Below are 19,333 nucleotides of genomic sequence, written 5' to 3' on the forward strand. Positions count from 1 at the left end.
CCGCGAGTGAACGCCTGTCGCCCGCGTGCGACAGAATTGGACTGTGACTACGCCCCGCGAACCATCGGGTCCCGACCGTGGTCGCCGGGACGGCACCGCCGCGGGCGCCCCGCCCGGCCGACACCCCGGCTTCGGGCAGTACCCGCCCCGCGCGGGCGACCCGGAACCGCGGCGCGCTCCGCGCAAGGTCTTCCCCCGCCCCGATCCCCCGACGGCCCGCTTCCGGGGCGGCGGCCGCGAGGACGACGCCCCCACCAGCGACTTCCGCAAGCCCGACCCGCGCCCGATCGAGCCGGGCCCGCCGCGCACCCGCCCGCTCCCCCGGCCCGACGACGCGGCCGAGCCCGAGGAGATCCGGCAGCGCGTTCCGCGCAAGCTGACCGTCACCCGGGTCGCCGCCATGCGCAGCCGCGAACTCACCGAGCGCGGCATCGCCACCTTCCAGCGCGCCGCCAAGGCCGACGGCGCCGACCAGTCCGGCCTGACCGCGCTCACCTACGCCACGATGGCCAATTTCGCGCTCGACGCCGCGATCGCCGTCGCCCTGGCCAACACGCTGTTCTTCGCCAGCGCCACCGCCGAGTCGAAGGTGAAGGTGGCGCTGTATCTGCTGATCACCATCGCCCCCTTCGCGATCATCGCCCCGCTGATCGGGCCGCTGCTCGACCGGCTGCAACGCGGCCGCAGGCTGGCCCTGGCCACCACCTTCGGGTTGCGCGCGGGGTTCGCGGTGCTGCTCATCTTCAATATCGACACCTGGGGTCTGTATCCGCTGGCCCTGTGCATGATGGTCGGCTCGAAATCGTTCGCGGTGCTCAAGAGCGCGGTCACCCCGCGCGTGCTGCCACCCGATATCGACCTGGTCCGCACCAACTCCCGGCTGACCGTGTTCGGCCTGGTCGGCGGCACCATCGGCGCGGGCGCGCTGGCCGCGCTGGCCGCCCTGATCGCCGATTCCACCGGCGCGCTGATCTTCGCCGTCGCCATCGCGCTGACCGGCGCGTATCTGAGTCTGCGGATTCCGTCGTGGGTCGAGGTGACCGAGGGCGAGGTGCCCGCCACGCTGAGCTATCACGGGTCCGACGCGCGCACCGAGGTGCTCGATCCGGGCGAGCTGTCGGCCGTGCCCGCCAGGAAACGCCGTCAGCCGCTGGGGCGCGCGGTGGTCACCGGGCTGTGGGGCAACAGTTCCATCCGGGTGCTCACCGGCTTCCTGACCTTCTACATCGCCTTCGTCGCCAAGGGCTCGGGCGGCAGTCCCACCGAGCAGGCGGCGATGCTGGCCGCGGTCGGCGCGGCGGCGGGCTTCGGCAATTTCGGCGGCAATGCCACCGGCGCCCGGCTGCCGCTGGGCAGGCCGTCGCTGGTGGTGCTCGGCTGCACCGCCGCGTGCGCCGGGGTGGCGCTGTTCGCGGTGTTCACCGGCAATCTGTTCGGGGCCGTGTTCGCCGCGCTGGTGGCCTCGGCGGCCAGCGCGCTGGCCAAAGTCTCCCTCGACGCGGCCATCCAGGACGACCTGCCGCCGGAGTCGATCGCCTCCGGTTTCGGGCGTTCGGAGACGGTGCTGCAGCTGAGCTGGGTGGTCGGCGGCGCGGCCGGTGTGCTGCTGCCGATCGAGTTCTGGAAGGGTTTCGCGGTGATCAGTGTGGTGCTGGTGGCCGGGCTCGTGCAGACCTTCGCCAGCTACACCGGACATTCGCTGCTGCCGGGTCTGGGCGGAAACCGCCCGCAGCACGCCGAGCAGGAAGTACCGACAACCCATCCGTTCCGGGCAGGTCCCGGCACGGTTCCGCGAGGGACAGGAGACCCCATCCGGTGAGCAAGCTCAACGTTCGCACGACCCTGGCCCTGGCCGCGGCGGGCCTGCTGGCCGTCGCCGTGGTGACGGCCGTGTGGGTCGGGATCGCGGCGTCGAAGGCACCCGCCTACCAGCCCCAGATCACCGCGTACGCCTACGGCGAGACCGTCACCGTGGAGCCGTTCATGTACTGCACGGTCCGGATGGAGGACTGCCGCTACGGCGAGACCACCCCGCTGACGGTGCCCTCCGGCCTGCCGGTGCAGCTCTCGCTGCCCGAGAAGATCTCCGGGTCGCCGTGGCTGATCCAGCTCATCTACCAGCGCCCCACGGGCGAACAGGTCGACCGCGTGCTGAGCTTCGCCGACTTCCCCGACGGCGCCCGCGCCATCACCGTCGACTCCCAGCCCGAACCCGACCTGCGCCTGGTCGGCATCGAGGTCCAGCTCCCGATCCTGGCCCGCGACACCGCGACCGGCCGCGAGACCTACATCCCGCACGCGGCCTGGTCGATCGTCACCCCGGAGCCGTGAGACAGCTCGGCCCCGGACACTGGTCCGGGGCCGATTCGTCTCAGTGGTCGAGTTCGCGGGCTACGGCCCGGACGACCTCGGAGATGCGCTGGGAGAGCTTGCGATCCGGGTACTTGCCGCGGCGCAGGTCCGGCTGGACCTTCGTCTCGAGCAGCGTGATCATGTCCTCGACGAGGCCGTGCAGTTCGTCGGGCGACTTGCGCGGCCCGGCGTCCTTGCGGGCGGGCGCCGACGAGCGCTCACCGCGCACGCTGGGCGGCGCCTCGAGCAGCTTGAGGCTCAGCGCCTGCGGACCACGACGACCCGCGGCCATGCCGAACTCGACGCGCTGCCCGGGCTTGAGCCCTTCGACACCTTCGGGTAGCGCGGAGGAACGGACGTAGACGTCCTCGCCCTCGTCTTGGGAAAGGAAGCCGAAGCCCTTTTCGACGTCGTACCACTTCACCCGGCCGGTCGGCACTGCACTCACCCGTTCATCGTCATTCGGCACCCGAACCCCTGCGGTTCGAGTCGGTCCTGCGTTGTCGCGAAAAGAACGCGCCCCACAACATGGCGGGACGCGATGTGCTCAGAGTCTACCCCGGTGGCTATACCGCGAGCACATCAGTTTTACGGTGCACCAGTGACCAACTCACCTCGGCGTCGAAGCGATCGCCTGCTGCAACTGGCCGTCGCCCTGTTCGGGATCGGCATCCTGGCGGTGATCGGCATCTTCGTGTGGTCGATCGTGTCCGACAGCGAGCCGGGCCTGTGGCTGTACCTGCTCGCCATGCTCGCCCCGGTCGGTTTCCTGCTCGCACTGGTGTTCGCACTGTGGTCGGGACGCCGAGCCCGCTAAACATGTGACCTTCGTCACATAACAGCGGGGTAACGAACTGAGCGTGCAACCGTCGCGAACACCCGGCGTGCCGACTACCAGCGCGGACGCCTCGGGGATCACCCTGAGACCACCCCGAGACACCCCGGAACCCGCCGGTTACCAAATAGTGACTTTCGCCGCTGGGCGTCGTACCGTTTCTGGCAGCCGGGGCAAACCCCGGAACCACCGGCCCGCCGCACCGAACCTCACCCCGCGGGTACCGGACCCCGATTGGAATCAGGGGTGAGGGCGGACCGGGAGACCTCTCAGTCCGGACCACATGCAGGTGCGCACGAGAGGAAGAAACCCGATATGAGTGGACGCCACCGCAAGCCGACTTCCACCGGGCGCACTGCTGCCAAGGTCGCCGTCACCGGCGCGATCTTCGGCACCGCAGCCGCCGCCCTCGCCGGAAACGCCAGCGCGGCCCCCGACTCCGACTGGGATCGCCTCGCGCAGTGTGAAGCCGGCGGCAACTGGGGTATCAACACCGGCAACGGCTACCAGGGCGGACTGCAGTTCTCCCCCTCCACCTGGAACGCACACGGTGGTGGCGAGTACGCCGCCACAGCCAACCAGGCCACCCGCGAACAGCAGATCGCGGTCGCCGAAAAGGTTCTCGCTTCCCAGGGTTGGGGTGCCTGGCCCTCCTGCTCGGCTCAGCTCGGCCTGAGCAGCGGCCCGACCGAGCGCATCGCGCCGTCGGCCCCGAGCTGGGTCCCCGAGGTCAGCGTCCCGCAGGTGCAGGACCCGAGCCAGGAAGTCTTCCAGGCCGTGGACCGCGCCCTCGAGGTCGTGCAGCAGCAGGGCATCGCGGTGCCCCAGCAGGCGCTCGACTTCGTCGCCAACGCCAAGGGTTCGCAGCTGGACCCGGCCGTGATCGACTTCTTCCAGGCGAACAAGGGCCTGCTGCCCTCCTGATCGCCCCCGCAGACAACAAGAGCCCGCATCCTCGAAGGATGCGGGCTCTTGTCTTTCCCGTCCGATTTACACCCGGTTGATGGTGGTCTGCGGGTGCACGTAGGGCAGCTGCGAGGCCGGGACGGGAAACTCGGTCTCCTCGCCGAAGGGCGAGAGGTTACCGGCGCGGGTCGACGACAGTTCGGTCACGGCGTGCTCGCCGTCGGCCACCTGCGGCCAGCCGTTGTCGACGTAGGGTTTCTTCGATTTGTTCACCACGGCCTCATTCTGGCACACGTGGCACCGGGCTCGATCGCGGCTGGCACAGCAGCTTCCCGGCCGCGAACGGTAGGCTTTATCCGATGATCGCGACGGACTCCCTCGCCGACTGGCTCGGTGCGCGTACCGACGCCCAGCTGGTGAAACTGCTGCAGTTGCGGCCCGATCTGGCGGTGCCGCTGCCCGCCTCGATGTCGGTGCTCGCGGTGCGCGCCCAGCAGCGCGCCTCGGTGCTGCGCGCCGCCGACGATCTGGACACGCTGGAGTTCGCGATCATCGAGGCGCTCGCCGCCAACGACGACGCCCGCACCATCGGCACCGCGCTCACCCCGCTCGCCCGCGCGACCCTGCACGCGCAGCTGAAGGACCGGGTCACCAAGACAGCCTTCGCCGCGGCGCTGACCAGGCTGCTCGACCGCGCGCTGGTCTGGCAGACCGGCGACGACCTGCACGTCACCCCGTCGGCCGTGGAGGCCCTGCCCTGGCCGCTGGGCGCCACCACCGCGCTGCCGGACGCGCTCACCGAACCCGAGGCGAATGCCGCGCTGGCGCAGGCGAGTCCGCCCGAGCGCGCGCTGCTGGAGAAACTGGCCACCACCGGCCCGCGCGGCCGCACCCGCGACGCCGCACCGGGCACCCCCGCCGACCGTCCGGTGCAGCGGCTGCTGGCCGCGCGGCTGCTGCACCGGATCGACGACGAGACCGTGGAACTGCCGGTGACGGTGGGTCAGCTACTGCGCGGCGAACCCGTCACCGACCCGCACGCGCTGGCCCCGCCCAAGCCGTCGCCGGTCAAGAATCCGCCCGCCGAGGTGAACGCGGTCGGCGCGGGCGAGGTGGGCGAGCTGCTGCGTGACTGCGCGGATCTGCTCGAGGCACTGGGCAAGCTGCCCGCCCCCGCCCTGCGCGCGGGTGGGCTCGGCGTGCGCGAACTGCGCAGGCTGGCCAAGCAGACCGGCGTCGACGAACAGCGCACCGGCCTGCTGCTCGAGCTACTCGCCGCCGCCAAACTGGTCGAGAAGGGGCTGCCCGAGCCGCCACCGGATCTCGACACCACCGACGACTTCTGGGCCCCGACCCCCGCCGCCGACGCCTGGTCCGACGCCCCGCCCGCCACCCGCTGGGTGGTGCTCGCCCAGGCGTGGCTGGAACTGGACCGGATGCCGTGGATGATCGGCCTGCGCGACGCCGCCGACAAGCCGATCGCGGCCCTGTCGGCCGAGCTGCGGATTCCGCACGCCGTGCGCGACCGGCACGCGATTCTCGCGCTGCTGGCCGAGTTCCCCAGCGGCAGCGCCCTCACCCCCGCCGAGATCGGCAAGCTGCTGGCCTGGCGGATGCCCCGGCGGCGCAGGCACTTCCGGCTCGACGCGGTGACCGCGACGCTGGCCGAGGCCGCCACCGTGGGCCTGCTCGGACGCGGTGCGCTGGATTCGGCGGCCCGCGCGCTGCTGCACGGCGCCGACACCAGCGTCGCCGATGCCGAGGCGGAGATGGCGGCCGCGCTGCCCGAACCGGTCGATCACGTGCTGGTGCAGGCGGATCTGACGGTGATCGCGCCCGGTCCGCTCGTCCCCGAACTGCGCGGCCGGATCGCGCTGGTGGCCGATGTGGAGTCGGCTGGCGCGGCCACGGTCTACCGGGTCGGTGACGCCTCGGTGCGCCGCGCGCTCGACGCGGGCCTGACCGCCGCCGAACTGCACGCCCTGTTCGCCACCCACTCGCGCACCCCGGTCCCGCAGTCGCTGACCTACCTCATCGACGATGTCGCCCGCCGCCACGGCCAGCTCCGTGCCGGGATGGCCCAGTCCTTCCTGCGCAGCGACGACCCCGCCCTGCTCGCCCAGGTCCTCGCCGCTCCCGTCGCCGAGACCCTGGCCCTGCGCGCCATCGCCCCCACCGTCGCCATCGCCCAGGCCCCCCTCGGCGAACTGCTCGAGCAACTGCGCGCGGCCGGTTTCGCCCCCGCGGGCGAGGATTCCGGCGGCGCCATCGTCGACCTGCGCCCGCGCGGCGCCCGTATCGCCGTGCGCCCGCTGGCCCGCAGGCCCTATCGACCGAGCTCGCCCAGCGACACCCAGCTGGCCCAGCTCGTCACCGAACTACGCGCGGGCGAGCGCGCCGCGGGCGCCCGCACCGGCCAATCCGTCCGCAGCGACGGCACCCGCACCGGCACCGCCGCCACCCTCGCCCTGCTACAACTGGCCGCCCGCGTCCGCCGCCCCGTCAACATCGCCTACGTCGACGCCCAGGGCGTAGCCACCCAACGCGTCGTGGAACCCCTCCGAGTCGGCAACGGCCAACTGGACGCCGTGGACCCAGTCACCGGCGCCACCCGCCACTTCACCCTCCACCGAATCGCCTCGGTGGCCCTCCTGGACTGAGTCCGAAAGGGCCACCGATCAGCGTGTGACTACGGCTTGGCGAGGCAGAAGGTGGTCTTCGGGTCGGGGACGGTTCGGAACTGGGTGGCGTCGGCGCCGCAGAGCAGCTCGTCGGTCTCGCCGTCGATCCGCTTGACCACCTTGAACGACGCCTCCGGGGCCGTACAGGCGATCGACTCGGCGGGGCGCGTTCCCGCGTCCGTGTAGCACTGGCCTTCGGCGAAGTTCGGGGTCAGGCACAGTCCGGTCTTGGTGTCGCCGACGGTTCCGTTGAACGTGGCCGCGTCGGCGTCGCAGTCCAGCGGCGCGGCGCCGGTGGAGGCGATGCGGTAGGCGGCGGCGCTCGACGAGCAGTCCGCGACGGTGGCCACCATCGCGTCGGCGGTGTTGTCGGTGACCTGCACGCACGAACCGGCCGCGACCGCACCGGCCGAGGTGGACGAGTCGTCACCGGAGGAGCAGGCCACGACCGCTCCGACCAGCGCGACCGTGGCGACGGGGGCGAACACGAGCCGTGCCAGCAGTCGCTTTCCTGGGATGAACACTGAAAACCTCACTCACCGAACGGTTCAGGCAGATATGACCGCCGGTGACGATACCCAAGGCCGCTACCATGGGGGAGATGAGCATCGACGATGCCGCGGCCGAGCTGTACGGGCTCGACCCCGGCGAGTTCGTCTCCACGCGCACCGAGCGCGCCGCCCAGGCCCGCGCGGACGGCGACCGCGAGCTCGCCGCCGCGATCACCGCCCTGCGCAAACCCACCGTCGCCGCCTGGACGGTGAACCTGCTCGCCCGCGACGCCCCCGCCGAGATCGCCGCCCTGCTCGACCTCGGTGACGCCCTGCGCGCGGCCCAGCGCCAGCTTTCCGGCACCGAGCTGCGCGCGCTGGGCACCCAGCGCCAACAGGTGGTGAACGCGATGACCAAGCGCGCGGCCGAACTGTCCGCCGAGCACGGCCGCACCGCCACCGAACAGACCCTGCGCGAGGTCGGTCAAACCCTCACCGCAGCGCTCGCCGATCCGGAGGTGGCCGATCAGATCCGCACCGGGGTACTTCCGGCCACGGTCACCTACGAGGGTTTCGGTCCGGCGGGCCTGGTCGCGATCACAGGCGGGAAGGGTCGCACCGAGTCCGGTAGAAGCAAGGCGGGCAGCAAAGCGGCCGCCCGCCCCGAGAAACCGACCGGGGAGGAGATCGCCGCCGTCCGCCGCGCCGAGGCGCGACAGGAACTCGACGACGCCGAAGCCGGCCTCGAATCCGCCCGCGCCGACCGCGACGAAGCCGAATCCAGCGCCGCCGAGGCGAAATCCGCTCTCGCCGCCGCCGATGACCGCGTCGCCCAGCTCCGCGCCGACCTCGAACACGCCGAACAGCAACGCCATGTCGCCCAGACCGCCGAGCACCGCGCCCGCGGCGAACTCACCGCCGCCCGAAGCCAGTTCGACAGGATGCGACGCTGGGCCGACCGGGCCCGCGCCCGCCTCGACGAATCCTGATCAGCCGCCCAGCGTGCCGGGATACAGGAACGCGTCGCGCGGCGCCCGCGTCCCGTCCAGCCATTCGGCCAGGAAGTCCTTCAGCGGCATCGAGGTACGCGTCTGCAGGAACTCCCGGAACTCCGGCATCGAAGCGTGCCCGTCGCGGTGGGCGGTGACGAAGTCCTTCAGGGCGGCGAAGAAGACATCCTCGCCGATCAGCTTGCGCAGGGCGTGCAGGAACAGCGGCCCCCGGTAGTAGACCGAGGTGAACTCGTTGCCCACCCCGGGATCGGCCAGCGCGTACTCCCAGAACTCGGTGTCGTCGCGGTATTTGCCGACCGTCTCGCGGTATTTGGTGTCCACGTCGGCCCCGTCGATCCGTTCGATCCACAGGTAGTCCGCGGTGTAGCTGGCGAAGCATTCGTTGAGGCAGATGTCGGACCACTGCCGCACCGACATGGTGTCGCCCCACCACTGGTGGGCCAGTTCGTGCACCACGGTGTTGAGGTCGGTCCACGGGGCGTAGGTGGGCCGGGTCTGGGTTTCCAGCGAGAACGGGATCTCGGCGTCGACGTAGATGCCACCGGCGACCTCGAACGGGTAGGGCCCGTACAGGTTTTCGAGGAAGTCGAGGATCTCCGGCACCCGCTGTTCGTCCTCGCGATTGTGCTCGGATTCCGGCGCGAAGGCGCTCAGTACGGGCGTGCCGTCGGGGCGCCGGTTCTCCAGGAAGGTGAAGTGGTCCACGGCCATCGTGGTGAGGTAGCCGATCACGGGCTGTCTGGTCTCCCAGGTGGTGAGCAGTTTCCCGTCGCGCACCTCGTGCCGGGTGCGCGCACCGGTGGACATCACCTCCCATCCGTCGGGCACGGAGGCACGCAGGGTGAAGGTCGCCTTGTCCAGGGGTGTGTCGTTGAGCGGATACCAGCTGCTCGCGCTGTGCGGCTGGCCCACGGCGAAGGCACCGCCGCTGGGCGCGTAGGTCCAGCCCTCGCCTTCGGTGTCGGCCACCTCGCCCGCGTAGTCGACGACGATGCGCAACGGCAACCCGGCGGGCAGCGGCAGCAGCGGCGTCACCACCAGCTCGTGCTCACCCTCGCGCGCGAACCCGGCGGGCTGCCCGTTGACGGTCACCATCCGCACCTCGGGCCCCCGGAAGTCCAGATTGAACCGGGCCAGCGGCTGCACGGCCCTGGCCTCGATCCCGGCGGTGCCGCGCAGCTGATGGGTCGGCGGGTCGTAGTCGACCGCGAGGTCGTAGTGGTTCACGTCGTAACCGCCGTTGCCGTCGAGCGGGTAGTACGGGTCGCCCACCCCGGGCGCGCCGATCAGCGCCGGGTCCGCCGCCGCCGGTCCCGTTCCCAGCACCAGCAGCGCGAACGCCGCGCACACCCCCGCCGGCCATCGCCTCGCACGGACGCCCTTCCCCGGTCCGGCCACGTCAGCCCAGGTCGTCGGGCAGCTGGTGGGGGTCGAGCAGGAGGCGTTTGGTGGCGGTGCGCTTGACGCGGGCGGCCAGGGCGAGGTTCTCGGCCAGCAGCCGCCATTCGATCTCGGTGATGGCGGCGGCCGCGCGGTCGATGACGTCCTGGTCGCGCGTCCCCCAGGCGATCGGCATCGCGGTGACGAGCTGCCAGCGCTCCCCCACCTGCCGGGGCGCGCGATCGGTGCGCACCGCGACCGCGGGCACGCGCTCACCCCGCCGCGGCGCGTGCCCGGGCAGCGCCCGCACCTTGCGGGTGATCAGCGCCCAGCTGCGCGTGGTGGCGGTGGGTTCGGCGATGTCGACCAGGGCGAGCAGCACGATCCCCGACGGCTCGGACTCGGTGACCACGGCAGGCACCAAAGGCCCGTCCTGGTACAGCTTTTCGATGCTGGAGCGGTGCGGCGTCCACAGCGCCACCCACAGCGCGATGATCGCGGCGAGCACACACACCACCGCCAGCAGATATCCCCAGGCCTGCCCGCTCCACACCAGCGCGACCGTGGCCGCGACGGCGAGTCCCGCCACGAGCAGGGCCAGCAGGCGCAGCCTGCGTAACCCGGTGAACGTCTCGTTGACCGCATGAGCGTGCTCTCGGTCGACCACGAATTCGAAGCGGCGCACAGTTCCTTCCTAGCACAGGTTGCGGAGGAGTTGCCTCCACTTATCTGCCGAGGGGTTCATAGCACCGTACCCCGCCCCGACCTGGGGATGAGCGCTACGCGCCGTCACCGATCGGCGGTCCGAGCAGATCATCGGCATCGGTGATGCGATACGCATACCCCTGTTCGGCCAGAAAACGCTGCCGGTGCGCGGCGTATTCGGCGTCGAGGGTGTCGCGGGCGACCACCGAGTAGAAATGCGCCTGTCCCCCATCCTGTTTGGGCCGCAGCAGCCTGCCCAGACGCTGCGCCTCCTCCTGCCGCGAGCCGAAGGTGCCCGAAACCTGCACCGCCACCGAGGCTTCCGGCAGATCGATGGAGAAGTTGGCCACCTTGCTCACCACCAGCACCGGGATCTCCCCGGACCGGAACGCGTCGAAGAGCGCCTCACGCTCCTTGTTCTTGGTCGCACCGGTGATGACCGGGGCGTTCAGATCGATCCCGAGTTCCTCGAGCTGGTCGAGATAGGCGCCGATCACCAGCGTCGGCGCACCCTTGTGCCGCTCGAGAATCGACTCCACCACCGGGATCTTGGTGCGCGCGGTCGAGCACAGCTTGTAGCGCTCCTCGGGCTCGGCGGTCGCGTACGCCATCCGCTCGGCATCGGTCAGAGTGACCCGCACCTCCACACAGTCGGCGGGCGCGATCCAGCCCTGGGCCTCGATGTCCTTCCACGGCGCGTCGTAGCGCTTGGGGCCGATCAGCGAGAACACATCGCCCTCACGACCGTCCTCACGCACCAGCGTGGCGGTGAGACCGAGCCTGCGTCGGGATTGCAGATCGGCGGTCATCCGGAAGACCGGCGCGGGCAGCAGGTGCACCTCGTCGTAGATCACCAGGCCCCAGTCGCGGCTGTCGAACAGCTCCAGATGCTTGTACTCACCCTTGGACTTACGGGTGATCACCTGATAGGTGGCGATGGTGACCGGCCGGATCTCCTTGCGCTCGCCGGAGTACTCGCCGATCTCGTCCTCGGTCAACGTGGTGCGCGCCAGCAGCTCGCGCCGCCACTGCCTGCCCGCCACCGTATTGGTGACCAGGATCAACGTGGTCGCCTTGGCCTTGGCCATCGCGGCGGCCCCGACCATGGTCTTGCCCGCGCCACACGGCAGCACGACCACCCCGGACCCGCCCGCCCAGAACGAGTCGGCGGCCATCTCCTGATAGTCGCGCAGGTGCCACTTGCCCTCGGTGTAATCCAGGCCGATGTCGTGCGCCTCACCGTCGACATAGCCGGCCAGGTCCTCGGCGGGCCAGCCGATCTTGAGCAACATCTGCTTGATGTGACCGCGCTCGGACGGGTGCACGACGATCGTGTCGTCGTCGATGCGCGCACCCAGCATGGGCGCGATCTTCTTGTGCCGCAGCACTTCCTCGAGCACCGCGCGATCCAGGCTGACCAGGCACAACCCGTGCGCGGGATGCTTCACCAGCTGCAACCGGCCGTAGCGGCCCATGGTGTCGACGATGTCGACCAGCAGCGGCTGCGGCACCGCGTACCGCGAGAAACTCACCAGCGCGTCCACGACCTGCTCGGCATCGTGACCGGCCGCCCGCGCATTCCACAGCGCCAGCGGCGTGATCCGGTAGGTGTGCACATGCTCGGGCGCGCGCTCGAGCTCGGCGAACGGCGCGATGGCCTGCCGTGCGTTGCCCGCCAGCTCGTGATCGACCTCGAGCAGCAGGGTCTTGTCGCTCTGGACGATCAACGGCCCGTCGGTCACAACCTGCTCCTGTGTTATTTGGCGGCTGGTGCCGCGGGGTTTTCGGCCCTGTGAGCCTCGCATCCGAGGGGCGATACTTCGGCTTCGCCGTGACGTCTCGCCCCTCGGATGCGAGGCGGCCGAAAACCGTGGTGGGTGCTTTGGTGGGTAGGTGAGGGCAGTGGTGGTTCCTTTTTGCCGCCTTGTTCGATTGTACGGACTTGCACCGACACGACCTGGGGGTTCGTTTCGGGCGGACCGGTGCCAGGCGGTCCAGCGGGTGGTGACTGGACCGCGACAAACCGGGCTCGACCAGGTCAGACTCTGTGCATGTTGCAGACGACGGCGGTACTCGGGGTGGGCGCGGCCGCGCTCGGGATGGTGCTCACGCCGGGGCCGAACATGATGTATCTGGTGTCGCGGACGGTCGCGCAGGGGCGCCGGGCCGGGTTGATCTCGCTGGGTGGGGTGGCTGCCGGGTTCGGGGTGTATCTGCTGGCCGCCACGGCGGGGATCACTGCGGTGTTCGCGGTGGTGCCCGGCCTGTATCTGGCCGTGAAGCTGGCGGGGGCGGGCTATCTGCTCTGGCTGGCCTGGCAGGCGTTGCGCCCGGGTGGGGTCTCGGTGTTCGCCCCGGCGGACCTGCCCCACGACCCGGCCCGCCGCCTGTTCACCATGGGCCTGGTCACCAACCTGCTCAACCCCAAGATCGCCATCATGTACATGGCCCTCATCCCCCAGTTCGTCGACCCGGCCCGCGGTGCCCTCTGGCTCCAGAGCCTGTCGCTGGGCGCGGTCCAGATCACCGTCGCCCTCACCGTCAACGCCCTCATCGTCCTCACCGCCGCCACCCTCGCCACCTTCCTCACCACCCGCCCCGGCTGGCTGCGCACCCAGCGCTACCTCATGGGCACCGCCCTGGGCACCATCGCCGTCCTGCTCGCCACCGACCGCACCCGCCCCACCCCGGCCTGACCCCTCGACCGCCACCCTCTCGGGGCGACGCGGCCCCGACGAGCACCGGCGCCCGCCCCGCCGCGATGTCTGGCCTACACGGGCGGCGGCACCCACCTGTGGCCGTGCCGGCACGACCTCTCGACCCGATGGCGACGCGCCGGGGCGGGCGGCGGCACGGTGACGCGGCGGGCGTGTCAGTCTGCTCGGGAGCCGGTGTGAAGGAGTGAGCGGTGAGTGGTGGCGTGCTGGTGACGGCGGTCTTGGCCGGGCCGTCGGTGACCGAGCTGGATTCGGCGGTGACGGCGGTGCATCGCAGCGGTGAGCTGATGGGGGTGATCTCGTTCGCGGCCTCGGGCGCGCTGGTCGCGGTGCGCAAACGCCTCGACCTGTTCGGGATAGCGGTGCTCGCCATCGCGACCGCGCTCGGCGGCGGCATCGTGCGCGACCTGCTCATCGGCCGCACCCCGCCCGCCGCGTTCACCGACCTGACCTACCTGTGCGCGGCGCTGCTCACCGCCCTGGTGCTGTTCTTCATCGCGCCCTCACCCCGTCTCACCAAGGGCCCGCTGGAGATCGCCGACGCGATCGGCCTCGGCCTGTTCTGCGTGACCGGCACGGTGATCGCCTACTCCGCCGATGTCGGCGCCCCCACCGCCGCGCTGCTCGGGATGACGACGGCCATCGGTGGCGGCGTCCTGCGTGACGTCCTCAGCGGCGAGGTCCCCAGCGTCCTACGCCCCGACCAGGACCTCTACGCCATCCCCGCCCTCTTCGGCGCCGCCACGACGGCCGCCCTGCTCCACTTCGACCTCTACCACGCCTGGACCGGCCTGCTCGCCGCCGCGGGCGCCATCGGCTTCCGGCTGCTCGCCCGCCACTACCAGTGGCACGCCCCCTTGGCCCGCCACGCCCGCGACTGACTCCGCCCGGCACCGTCCGCGCACGGCCGACTCAGCGGCCCCACGCCCCGGAGCCTCCCGCGCCGAGGCGCGCGCTCAGCCGACCGCGATCCCCGCACGCAACCGCCGCACTCCCTCATCGATGGTCTCGTCGCGCTTACTGAAGGTGAAGCGCACCAGGTGTTTCCAGTCCTCGGCATGGTCGGCGAACACACTCACCGGCACCGCCGCGACCCCGAGCCGGGCCGGGAGTTCGCGGCAGAAGGCGAGGCCGTCGGTCGCGCCGAGCGGGCGGATATCCGCGCACACGAAATACCCACCGGAACTCGCGTGTACGCCGAACCCGGTGTCGCGCAAGGCAGCCGAGAGCCGCAACCGCTTGTCGGAGAGCCCGGCACGCAGCGCCAGCACCCACTCGTGCTCAGCGGTGATCGCGTGCGCCACGGCGGGCTGGAACGGCCCGCCACCCACGAAGGTGAGGAACTGCTTGGCCGCGAGCACCCCGTCGAGCAGCGGCGCGGGCGCGCACACCCAGCCGATCTTCCACCCCGTCACATTGAAAGTCTTCGCCGCACTGGACACCACGACGGTGCGCTCCCGCATGCCTGGCAGCGTGGAGATACTGACGTGCTCCACACCGTCGTAGACGAGATGCTCGTAGACCTCGTCGGCCAGCACCAGCAGATCGTGTTCACACGCCAGCTCGGCGATGGCCGCCAGATCGTCGCGATCCAGCACCGAACCCGTCGGATTGTGCGGCGAATTCACCACCACCATGCGGGTTTTCGGGGTGATCGCGGCGCGCAGGCTGTCGCGGTCGAGCACGAAGCGGTCCCCGTCGGGCACCAGCCGGGCGGTGCGCCGCTGCGCCCCGGCCAGCGCGACCGAGGCGGCGTAGGAGTCGTAATAGGGCTCGATGAGTACCACCTCCTGCCCCGGCTCCACCAGCCCGAGCACCGCGGCACTGATCGCCTCGGTGGCTCCGACCGTCACCAGCACCTCGGTCGCCGGGTCGTAGGCGGTGCCGTAGCGGCGGGCCCGATCCTCGGCGACGGCCTGGCGCAGGACCGGCATCCCGCGCCCCGGCGGGTACTGGTTGAGCCCGTCGGCGATGGCCGCGCGCGCCACCTCGAGCATGCCCGCGGGCCCGTCGGTATCCGGGAAGCCCTGGCCCAGATTGACCGCGTCGTGGCGCAGGGCCAGCTCGGTCATCTCGGCGAAGATCGTCGATCCGAACGGGCGCAAACGGGCGACAGTGGGTGTTTCCGGCGACATCCCCGCAGCGTATCCCACTTTTCCCCGACGTTGCCGAACGATAGCGAACACCTATGTTTCACAAACGTTTTACCCGTTTGACCTGCACTATTGTGCGTTGACCCAACCTCAGCTAGCCTCGCCGTGTTCTACCTCACACACCACATCGTGGTGGTATATCGAAAGGGGCTCCCTATGGCCTCACCCTTGCTCGACTTCATCGTGCACCCGGCCGCGTCGGAGGTCGCCGGTTCGGCACTGCAGTTCATCCACGATCATCTGATCGCCAACCCGATCGTCGACTACTTCACCGGTTCGGCGACCCCGGACAACAACATGGGTTCCTCGACAGGCGATTTCAACCTCGGCTCGTCGACCGGAAACCACAACTGGGGCTCCACCTACCCCTAGACCGGCTGTGCGCGTCGGACCGGATCGCGCGGGTCCGGTCCGATGTCGCCGTCAGCGCGACCGTGCGCCCGACAGCTTCGCCACATTGGCGAAATCGTAAGCGGCCCAGATCTTTTCCTCGTGCACCGTGAAGCCCAGTACCCGCACCGGCCGCCCGAACGGCGAGTTCGGGTCGGTGAGCACGAGCCCCGATTGCCCGTTCACCGTGGCGGACCCCAGTTCCAGCGCCTGTTCGGCGAGATGCCTGCGCCACAGTCCCAGCGCCAGACGGGCGATCGTGTCCACTCCCGCGACGACATCCAGTGCCGTCTCGATGGTGCCGCCCGCGTCGCCCGCGAAGGTCGCCGCCGGATGCAGGGTCGCCGCGACCCCGTCGACATCGCCCGCCGCCAGCGCGGCCAGGAACCGCTGCACCGCCGCGTCGTGCACGTCATCGCTGGTGGGTGCCGGTGCCACGGCCCGCCGCCCGACCGCCAGGGCGTCCCCCACCGCCTCGCCCGGCATATCGACAATCGCGCCGATCTCCTCGACCGGCACACCGAACCCGTCGTGCAATACCAGCGCGACCCGCTGCGGCGGGGTCAGCGCCTCGAGCGCCACCATCGCCGCCAGCCTGCACCGCACATCCCGCGCCACCGGATCCAGCGGCCCCACACCATCGCCGGTGACGATCGGCTCCGGAAGCCACTGCCCCACATAGCTTTCCCGGCGCACGGCCGCGCTGCGCAGATGATCGACACAGATCCGCGCGACGACTGTCGTGAGCCAGGCCCGCAGATCATCGATCTCCGACTGGTGCACCCCCGCCATCCGCAGCCAGCTCTCCTGCACGGCGTCCTCGGCGTCGCCGACGCTTCCGGTGAGCCGGTAGGCGACCGAAAGCAGATGCGCTCGATGCGATTCGAACAGGTCGGCGAGAAGTGGGGAAACCATCGCGGCCGATCCTACGGAGGACACCCCGCGCCTCCCCGACCACCCCGTGGTGCCGCCCGATCAGTTCTCGCGGGCTCGGCGGGCGGTGCCTCGGTGGGGGACGACGGTGGTGGGGTCTTCGGGCCAGGCGTGTTTGGGGTAGCGGCCGCGGAGGTCGGCGCGGACCTGGGGCCAGCCGTTGCGCCAGAAGGACGGGAGGTCGGCGGTGACGGCGACGGGGCGCTGGGCCGGGGAGAGCAGGTGGAGCAGGAGGTGGGCGCGGCCGTCGGCGAGGGTGGGTGGAGTGGTCCAGCCGAAGATCTCCTGGACCTTGACCGCCAGGACGGGCTGGTCGGCGCTGTAGTCGAGGCGCACACGGCTGCCGGAGGGGACCTCGAGGCGTTCGGGGGCTAGCTCGTCCAGGCGGGCGGCCTCCGGCCAGGGCAGCAGGCGGCGCAGGGCGGTGCCCGCGTCGACGCGGGTGAGATCGGCGCGGCGGCGCACGGTGGTGAGGTCGGGGGCGAGCCAGCGGTCGAGGTCGGCCAGGAGGGTGTCGTCGTCGACGGCGGGCCACGGGGCGCCGAGGGTGCGGTGCAGGAAGTCGAGACGTTCCCGCAGGCCGAGGGCGTTGTCGTCCCAGCGCAGGAGCTGCAGGCCCTCCGTGCGCAGGCCCTCGCGGACGGCGCGGTCCAGCGCTACCGGATCGGGTTGGCGCAGTGGCTTTTCCGACAGCACGATCGCTCCGAGCCGTTCCACCTGCCGGGCGACCACCGCACCGGATTCCCAGTGCACTTCCTCGGCCCGCGTCACCAAACCCGGCGCCGCCTCCCGCGCGAGATCCTCATCCGCGATGGCCGCCAATCGAATACGTCCCTCGGCCCGTCCCGGATCGCGATCGGCCACCGCCACCGCCAGCCACTCCGCCTCGGCCAAGCCGGACCCCGGCGGCAAGGTCACCGCGGTCCCGCCGGCCATGAGGTACGACGTCCCACCGGCCCGCCGCCGGGCCAACCGCTCCGGCTGTGCCAACGCGATCATCAGCGCCGCGATCTCGTTCACCCCGCGCGCCGAATCCCCGGAAGCGGTCCGGTTCTCCGAGTGAGCGGTCCGGCTCTCCGAGTGAGCGGTCCGGCTCTCCGAGTGCCCGGCAGGAACACCGCCCGACCTCCCTCCGCCGACCGGTGTTCCAGCGTCCGCCGGAACGGAGGCGGCATTCGACCCGCTGTCCGCGCCGAGCAGCCGGACCAGCCGTTGCGCCTCTTTGGTCCAGCGCGGCGGACGTTCGGCACGCAGGGCACGGAGGGCTGCGGCCGCGTCGGTGGTGTGGGCCAGGGAGTCGTCGTCCATCAGCACCACCATTTCGGCGGCGGCGCGAGGACCGACGTGGGCGGCGCCGTCGAGGAGAGCGCGGGCCAGGCGGGGATGCAGGCCGAGGGCGGACATGGCGCGCCCGCGGTCGGTGACGCGATCCGACGCGTCGAGGGCGCCGAGTGCGCGCAGGACCGCGCGACCCGCGGCGAGACCACCTTTGGGCGGTGCGTCCCACCAGGCCAGGCCCGAACCGTCGGGGGTGCCCCAACACGCCAATTCCAGTGCGAGCCGGGTGAGTTCGGCGGTGCGGATCTCCGGTTCGGGATAGGCGGGCAGCGTCTGATGCTCGTATTCGGGCCAGCACCGCCAGGCCCGGCCGGGCGCCTCACGACCGGCCCGCCCCGCCCGCTGCTCGGCCACCGCCGCCGAAACCCTTACGGTCGCGAGCCCGGACAGCCCCCGGCGATGATCGATCCGCGGCACCCGCGACAGACCCGAGTCCACCACGGCCCGCACCCCCGGCACGGTGAGACTGGATTCGGCCACCGCCGTGGACAAGACGACCCGCCGCCGCACCCCCAGCCGCAAGGCGGTGTCCTGCACCGAACTCCCCAGCCGCCCGTGCAGCGGCACCACATCGACACCATCGAGATCCCGCAACAGCCCCGCCGTCCGATTGATCTCCCCGACCCCGGGCAGGAACACCAGCACATCCCCCTCGGTCCCGGCCAGCGCGGCCCGCACACCCCGCGCCACCTGCGCCTCGACCCGCTCCCGCGTCAATGCCGGAAGATACTCCACCTCAACGGGATACGCCCGCCCCCGCACCTCCAGCACCGGACACGCCCCCGGCTCACCGGCCGACCCCACGTTCACCCCGCGTCCGCCCACCACATCAGCCCTCGCCCCCGCCCGCACATCGGCGCCCTCCCCGAACCCGACCTGCCCATCGACCTCGCCACCCTGCCCGAGCAGCGCGGCGAGACGCCCCGCCGCGACGGTGGCCGACGTGGCGAGTACCCGGAGATCCGGTCGCAGCCCGGACCGCGCGTCCAGCAGCAATGCCAGCAGCAGATCCGCGTCGAGGTGCCGCTCATGGCATTCGTCGAGCATCACCGTGCCGACTCCGGGCAGCTCCGGGTCCTGCTGCAAGCGCCGCACCAGCAGCCCCGAGGTCACCACCTCGATCCGCGTTCGGGGTCCCACCTTCCGATCCCCGCGCACCGCGTAGCCGACGGTCTCGCCCACCCGTTCGCCGAGCAGCGCGGCCATCCGTGCCGCCGCCGCCCGCGCGGCCAGCCGACGCGGTTCGGCGACCACGATCCGCCCCTCGCTCGCGGCGGCCAGCGCCAAGGGCACCAGCGTCGTCTTCCCGGTGCCCGGCGGGGCGACCAGCACCGCGACCCCACGTCCGGCCAGCGTCTCGACGATCTCTTCCAGCGCGGGCCGCACCGGCAGATCGGGCAGTTCAGGCAGCTTCATCACCCACCAGTCTCCCCTGCCGC

Annotated in this window: 18 protein-coding genes; 9 read left to right on the forward strand and 9 right to left on the reverse strand. The window is 71.2% G+C overall.

The genetic code is table 11. The features are described from left to right. Positions 1-43: 43 nt before the first annotated feature. Positions 44-1,819, forward strand: a complete 1,776-nt coding sequence (locus tag ACWEMY_RS19230) for an MFS transporter (protein ID WP_452391119.1) — start codon at positions 44-46, stop codon at positions 1,817-1,819. Further along, complete coding sequence (locus tag ACWEMY_RS19235) at positions 1,816-2,331, forward strand: DUF2771 domain-containing protein (RefSeq protein WP_452391120.1); 516 nt, start codon at positions 1,816-1,818, stop codon at positions 2,329-2,331. Before ACWEMY_RS19230 ends, ACWEMY_RS19235 begins: the two co-directional genes overlap by 4 nt. Before the next feature lie 40 nt (positions 2,332-2,371). Here the strand turns inward: ACWEMY_RS19235 and ACWEMY_RS19240 are convergent, their stop codons facing one another. Further along, a complete protein-coding gene (locus ACWEMY_RS19240; protein WP_375935683.1) occupies positions 2,372-2,791 on the reverse strand; it encodes a cold-shock protein in 420 nt (139 codons plus the stop codon). A gap of 162 nt (positions 2,792-2,953) precedes the next feature. Between ACWEMY_RS19240 and ACWEMY_RS19245 the strand changes: the two genes are divergently transcribed. Beyond that, positions 2,954-3,169: a hypothetical protein gene (locus ACWEMY_RS19245; protein WP_375933799.1), complete on the forward strand. Its 216-nt coding sequence runs from the start codon at positions 2,954-2,956 to the stop codon at positions 3,167-3,169. Between the two features lie 333 nt (positions 3,170-3,502). Further along, positions 3,503-4,111 carry a transglycosylase family protein gene (locus tag ACWEMY_RS19250; protein ID WP_452391121.1) on the forward strand — a complete coding sequence of 203 codons (609 nt, stop codon included), beginning with the start codon at positions 3,503-3,505 and terminating at the stop codon, positions 4,109-4,111. A gap of 66 nt (positions 4,112-4,177) precedes the next feature. Here ACWEMY_RS19250 and ACWEMY_RS19255 read toward each other — a convergent pair whose 3' ends face one another. After that, positions 4,178-4,369, reverse strand: a complete 192-nt coding sequence (locus ACWEMY_RS19255; protein ID WP_278264671.1) for a hypothetical protein — start codon at positions 4,367-4,369, stop codon at positions 4,178-4,180. A gap of 83 nt (positions 4,370-4,452) precedes the next feature. On the opposite strand from ACWEMY_RS19255, the gene ACWEMY_RS19260 reads away from it, so the two are divergent. Then, the gene (locus ACWEMY_RS19260; protein WP_452391122.1) at positions 4,453-6,753 is read left to right on the forward strand and encodes a helicase-associated domain-containing protein; all 2,301 of its coding nucleotides are present in this window, start codon (positions 4,453-4,455) and stop codon (positions 6,751-6,753) included. 29 nt (positions 6,754-6,782) lie between these two features. On the opposite strand, the gene ACWEMY_RS19265 is transcribed toward ACWEMY_RS19260, so the two are convergent. Then, complete coding sequence (locus ACWEMY_RS19265; RefSeq protein ID WP_375933790.1) at positions 6,783-7,298, reverse strand: LppU/SCO3897 family protein; 516 nt, start codon at positions 7,296-7,298, stop codon at positions 6,783-6,785. A 77-nt stretch (positions 7,299-7,375) separates the two neighbouring features. On the opposite strand from ACWEMY_RS19265, the gene ACWEMY_RS19270 reads away from it, so the two are divergent. Then, a complete protein-coding gene (locus ACWEMY_RS19270) occupies positions 7,376-8,254 on the forward strand; it encodes a hypothetical protein (protein ID WP_452391123.1) in 879 nt (292 codons plus the stop codon). On the opposite strand, the gene ACWEMY_RS19275 is transcribed toward ACWEMY_RS19270, so the two are convergent. The 3 genes from ACWEMY_RS19275 to ACWEMY_RS19285 form a co-directional block, all read right to left on the reverse strand. Continuing rightward, positions 8,255-9,628, reverse strand: a complete 1,374-nt coding sequence (locus ACWEMY_RS19275) for a M1 family metallopeptidase (RefSeq protein ID WP_452391124.1) — start codon at positions 9,626-9,628, stop codon at positions 8,255-8,257. Positions 9,629-9,677: 49 nt separating this feature from the next. Then, the gene (locus ACWEMY_RS19280) at positions 9,678-10,343 is read right to left on the reverse strand and encodes a DUF3239 domain-containing protein (RefSeq protein ID WP_375933781.1); all 666 of its coding nucleotides are present in this window, start codon (positions 10,341-10,343) and stop codon (positions 9,678-9,680) included. A gap of 94 nt (positions 10,344-10,437) precedes the next feature. Then, on the reverse strand, positions 10,438-12,105 hold the full coding sequence (locus ACWEMY_RS19285; protein ID WP_375933778.1) for a DNA repair helicase XPB: 1,668 nt from the start codon (positions 12,103-12,105) through the stop codon (positions 10,438-10,440). 309 nt (positions 12,106-12,414) lie between these two features. Here ACWEMY_RS19285 and ACWEMY_RS19290 point away from each other — a divergent pair, with 309 nt between their 5' ends. After that, positions 12,415-13,059 carry a LysE family translocator gene (locus ACWEMY_RS19290; protein WP_452391125.1) on the forward strand — a complete coding sequence of 215 codons (645 nt, stop codon included), beginning with the start codon at positions 12,415-12,417 and terminating at the stop codon, positions 13,057-13,059. A 308-nt stretch (positions 13,060-13,367) separates the two neighbouring features. Next, positions 13,368-13,961 carry a trimeric intracellular cation channel family protein gene (locus ACWEMY_RS19295; protein WP_375935680.1) on the forward strand — a complete coding sequence of 198 codons (594 nt, stop codon included), beginning with the start codon at positions 13,368-13,370 and terminating at the stop codon, positions 13,959-13,961. Between the two features lie 75 nt (positions 13,962-14,036). Here the strand turns inward: ACWEMY_RS19295 and ACWEMY_RS19300 are convergent, their stop codons facing one another. After that, positions 14,037-15,215, reverse strand: coding sequence for a pyridoxal phosphate-dependent aminotransferase (locus ACWEMY_RS19300; RefSeq protein WP_452391126.1), 1,179 nt, complete (start codon positions 15,213-15,215; stop codon positions 14,037-14,039). Positions 15,216-15,389: 174 nt separating this feature from the next. Here ACWEMY_RS19300 and ACWEMY_RS19305 point away from each other — a divergent pair, with 174 nt between their 5' ends. Continuing rightward, on the forward strand, positions 15,390-15,605 hold the full coding sequence (locus ACWEMY_RS19305) for a hypothetical protein (protein WP_278264679.1): 216 nt from the start codon (positions 15,390-15,392) through the stop codon (positions 15,603-15,605). 51 nt (positions 15,606-15,656) lie between these two features. Here ACWEMY_RS19305 and sigJ read toward each other — a convergent pair whose 3' ends face one another. After that, the gene (gene sigJ / locus ACWEMY_RS19310; protein WP_452391127.1) at positions 15,657-16,538 is read right to left on the reverse strand and encodes an RNA polymerase sigma factor SigJ; all 882 of its coding nucleotides are present in this window, start codon (positions 16,536-16,538) and stop codon (positions 15,657-15,659) included. Positions 16,539-16,598: 60 nt separating this feature from the next. Continuing rightward, a complete protein-coding gene (locus ACWEMY_RS19315; RefSeq protein ID WP_452391128.1) occupies positions 16,599-19,310 on the reverse strand; it encodes an ATP-dependent RNA helicase in 2,712 nt (903 codons plus the stop codon). Positions 19,311-19,333 lie beyond the last annotated feature (23 nt).

The sequence above is a fragment of the Nocardia sp. NPDC004415 genome, assembly GCF_053602435.1.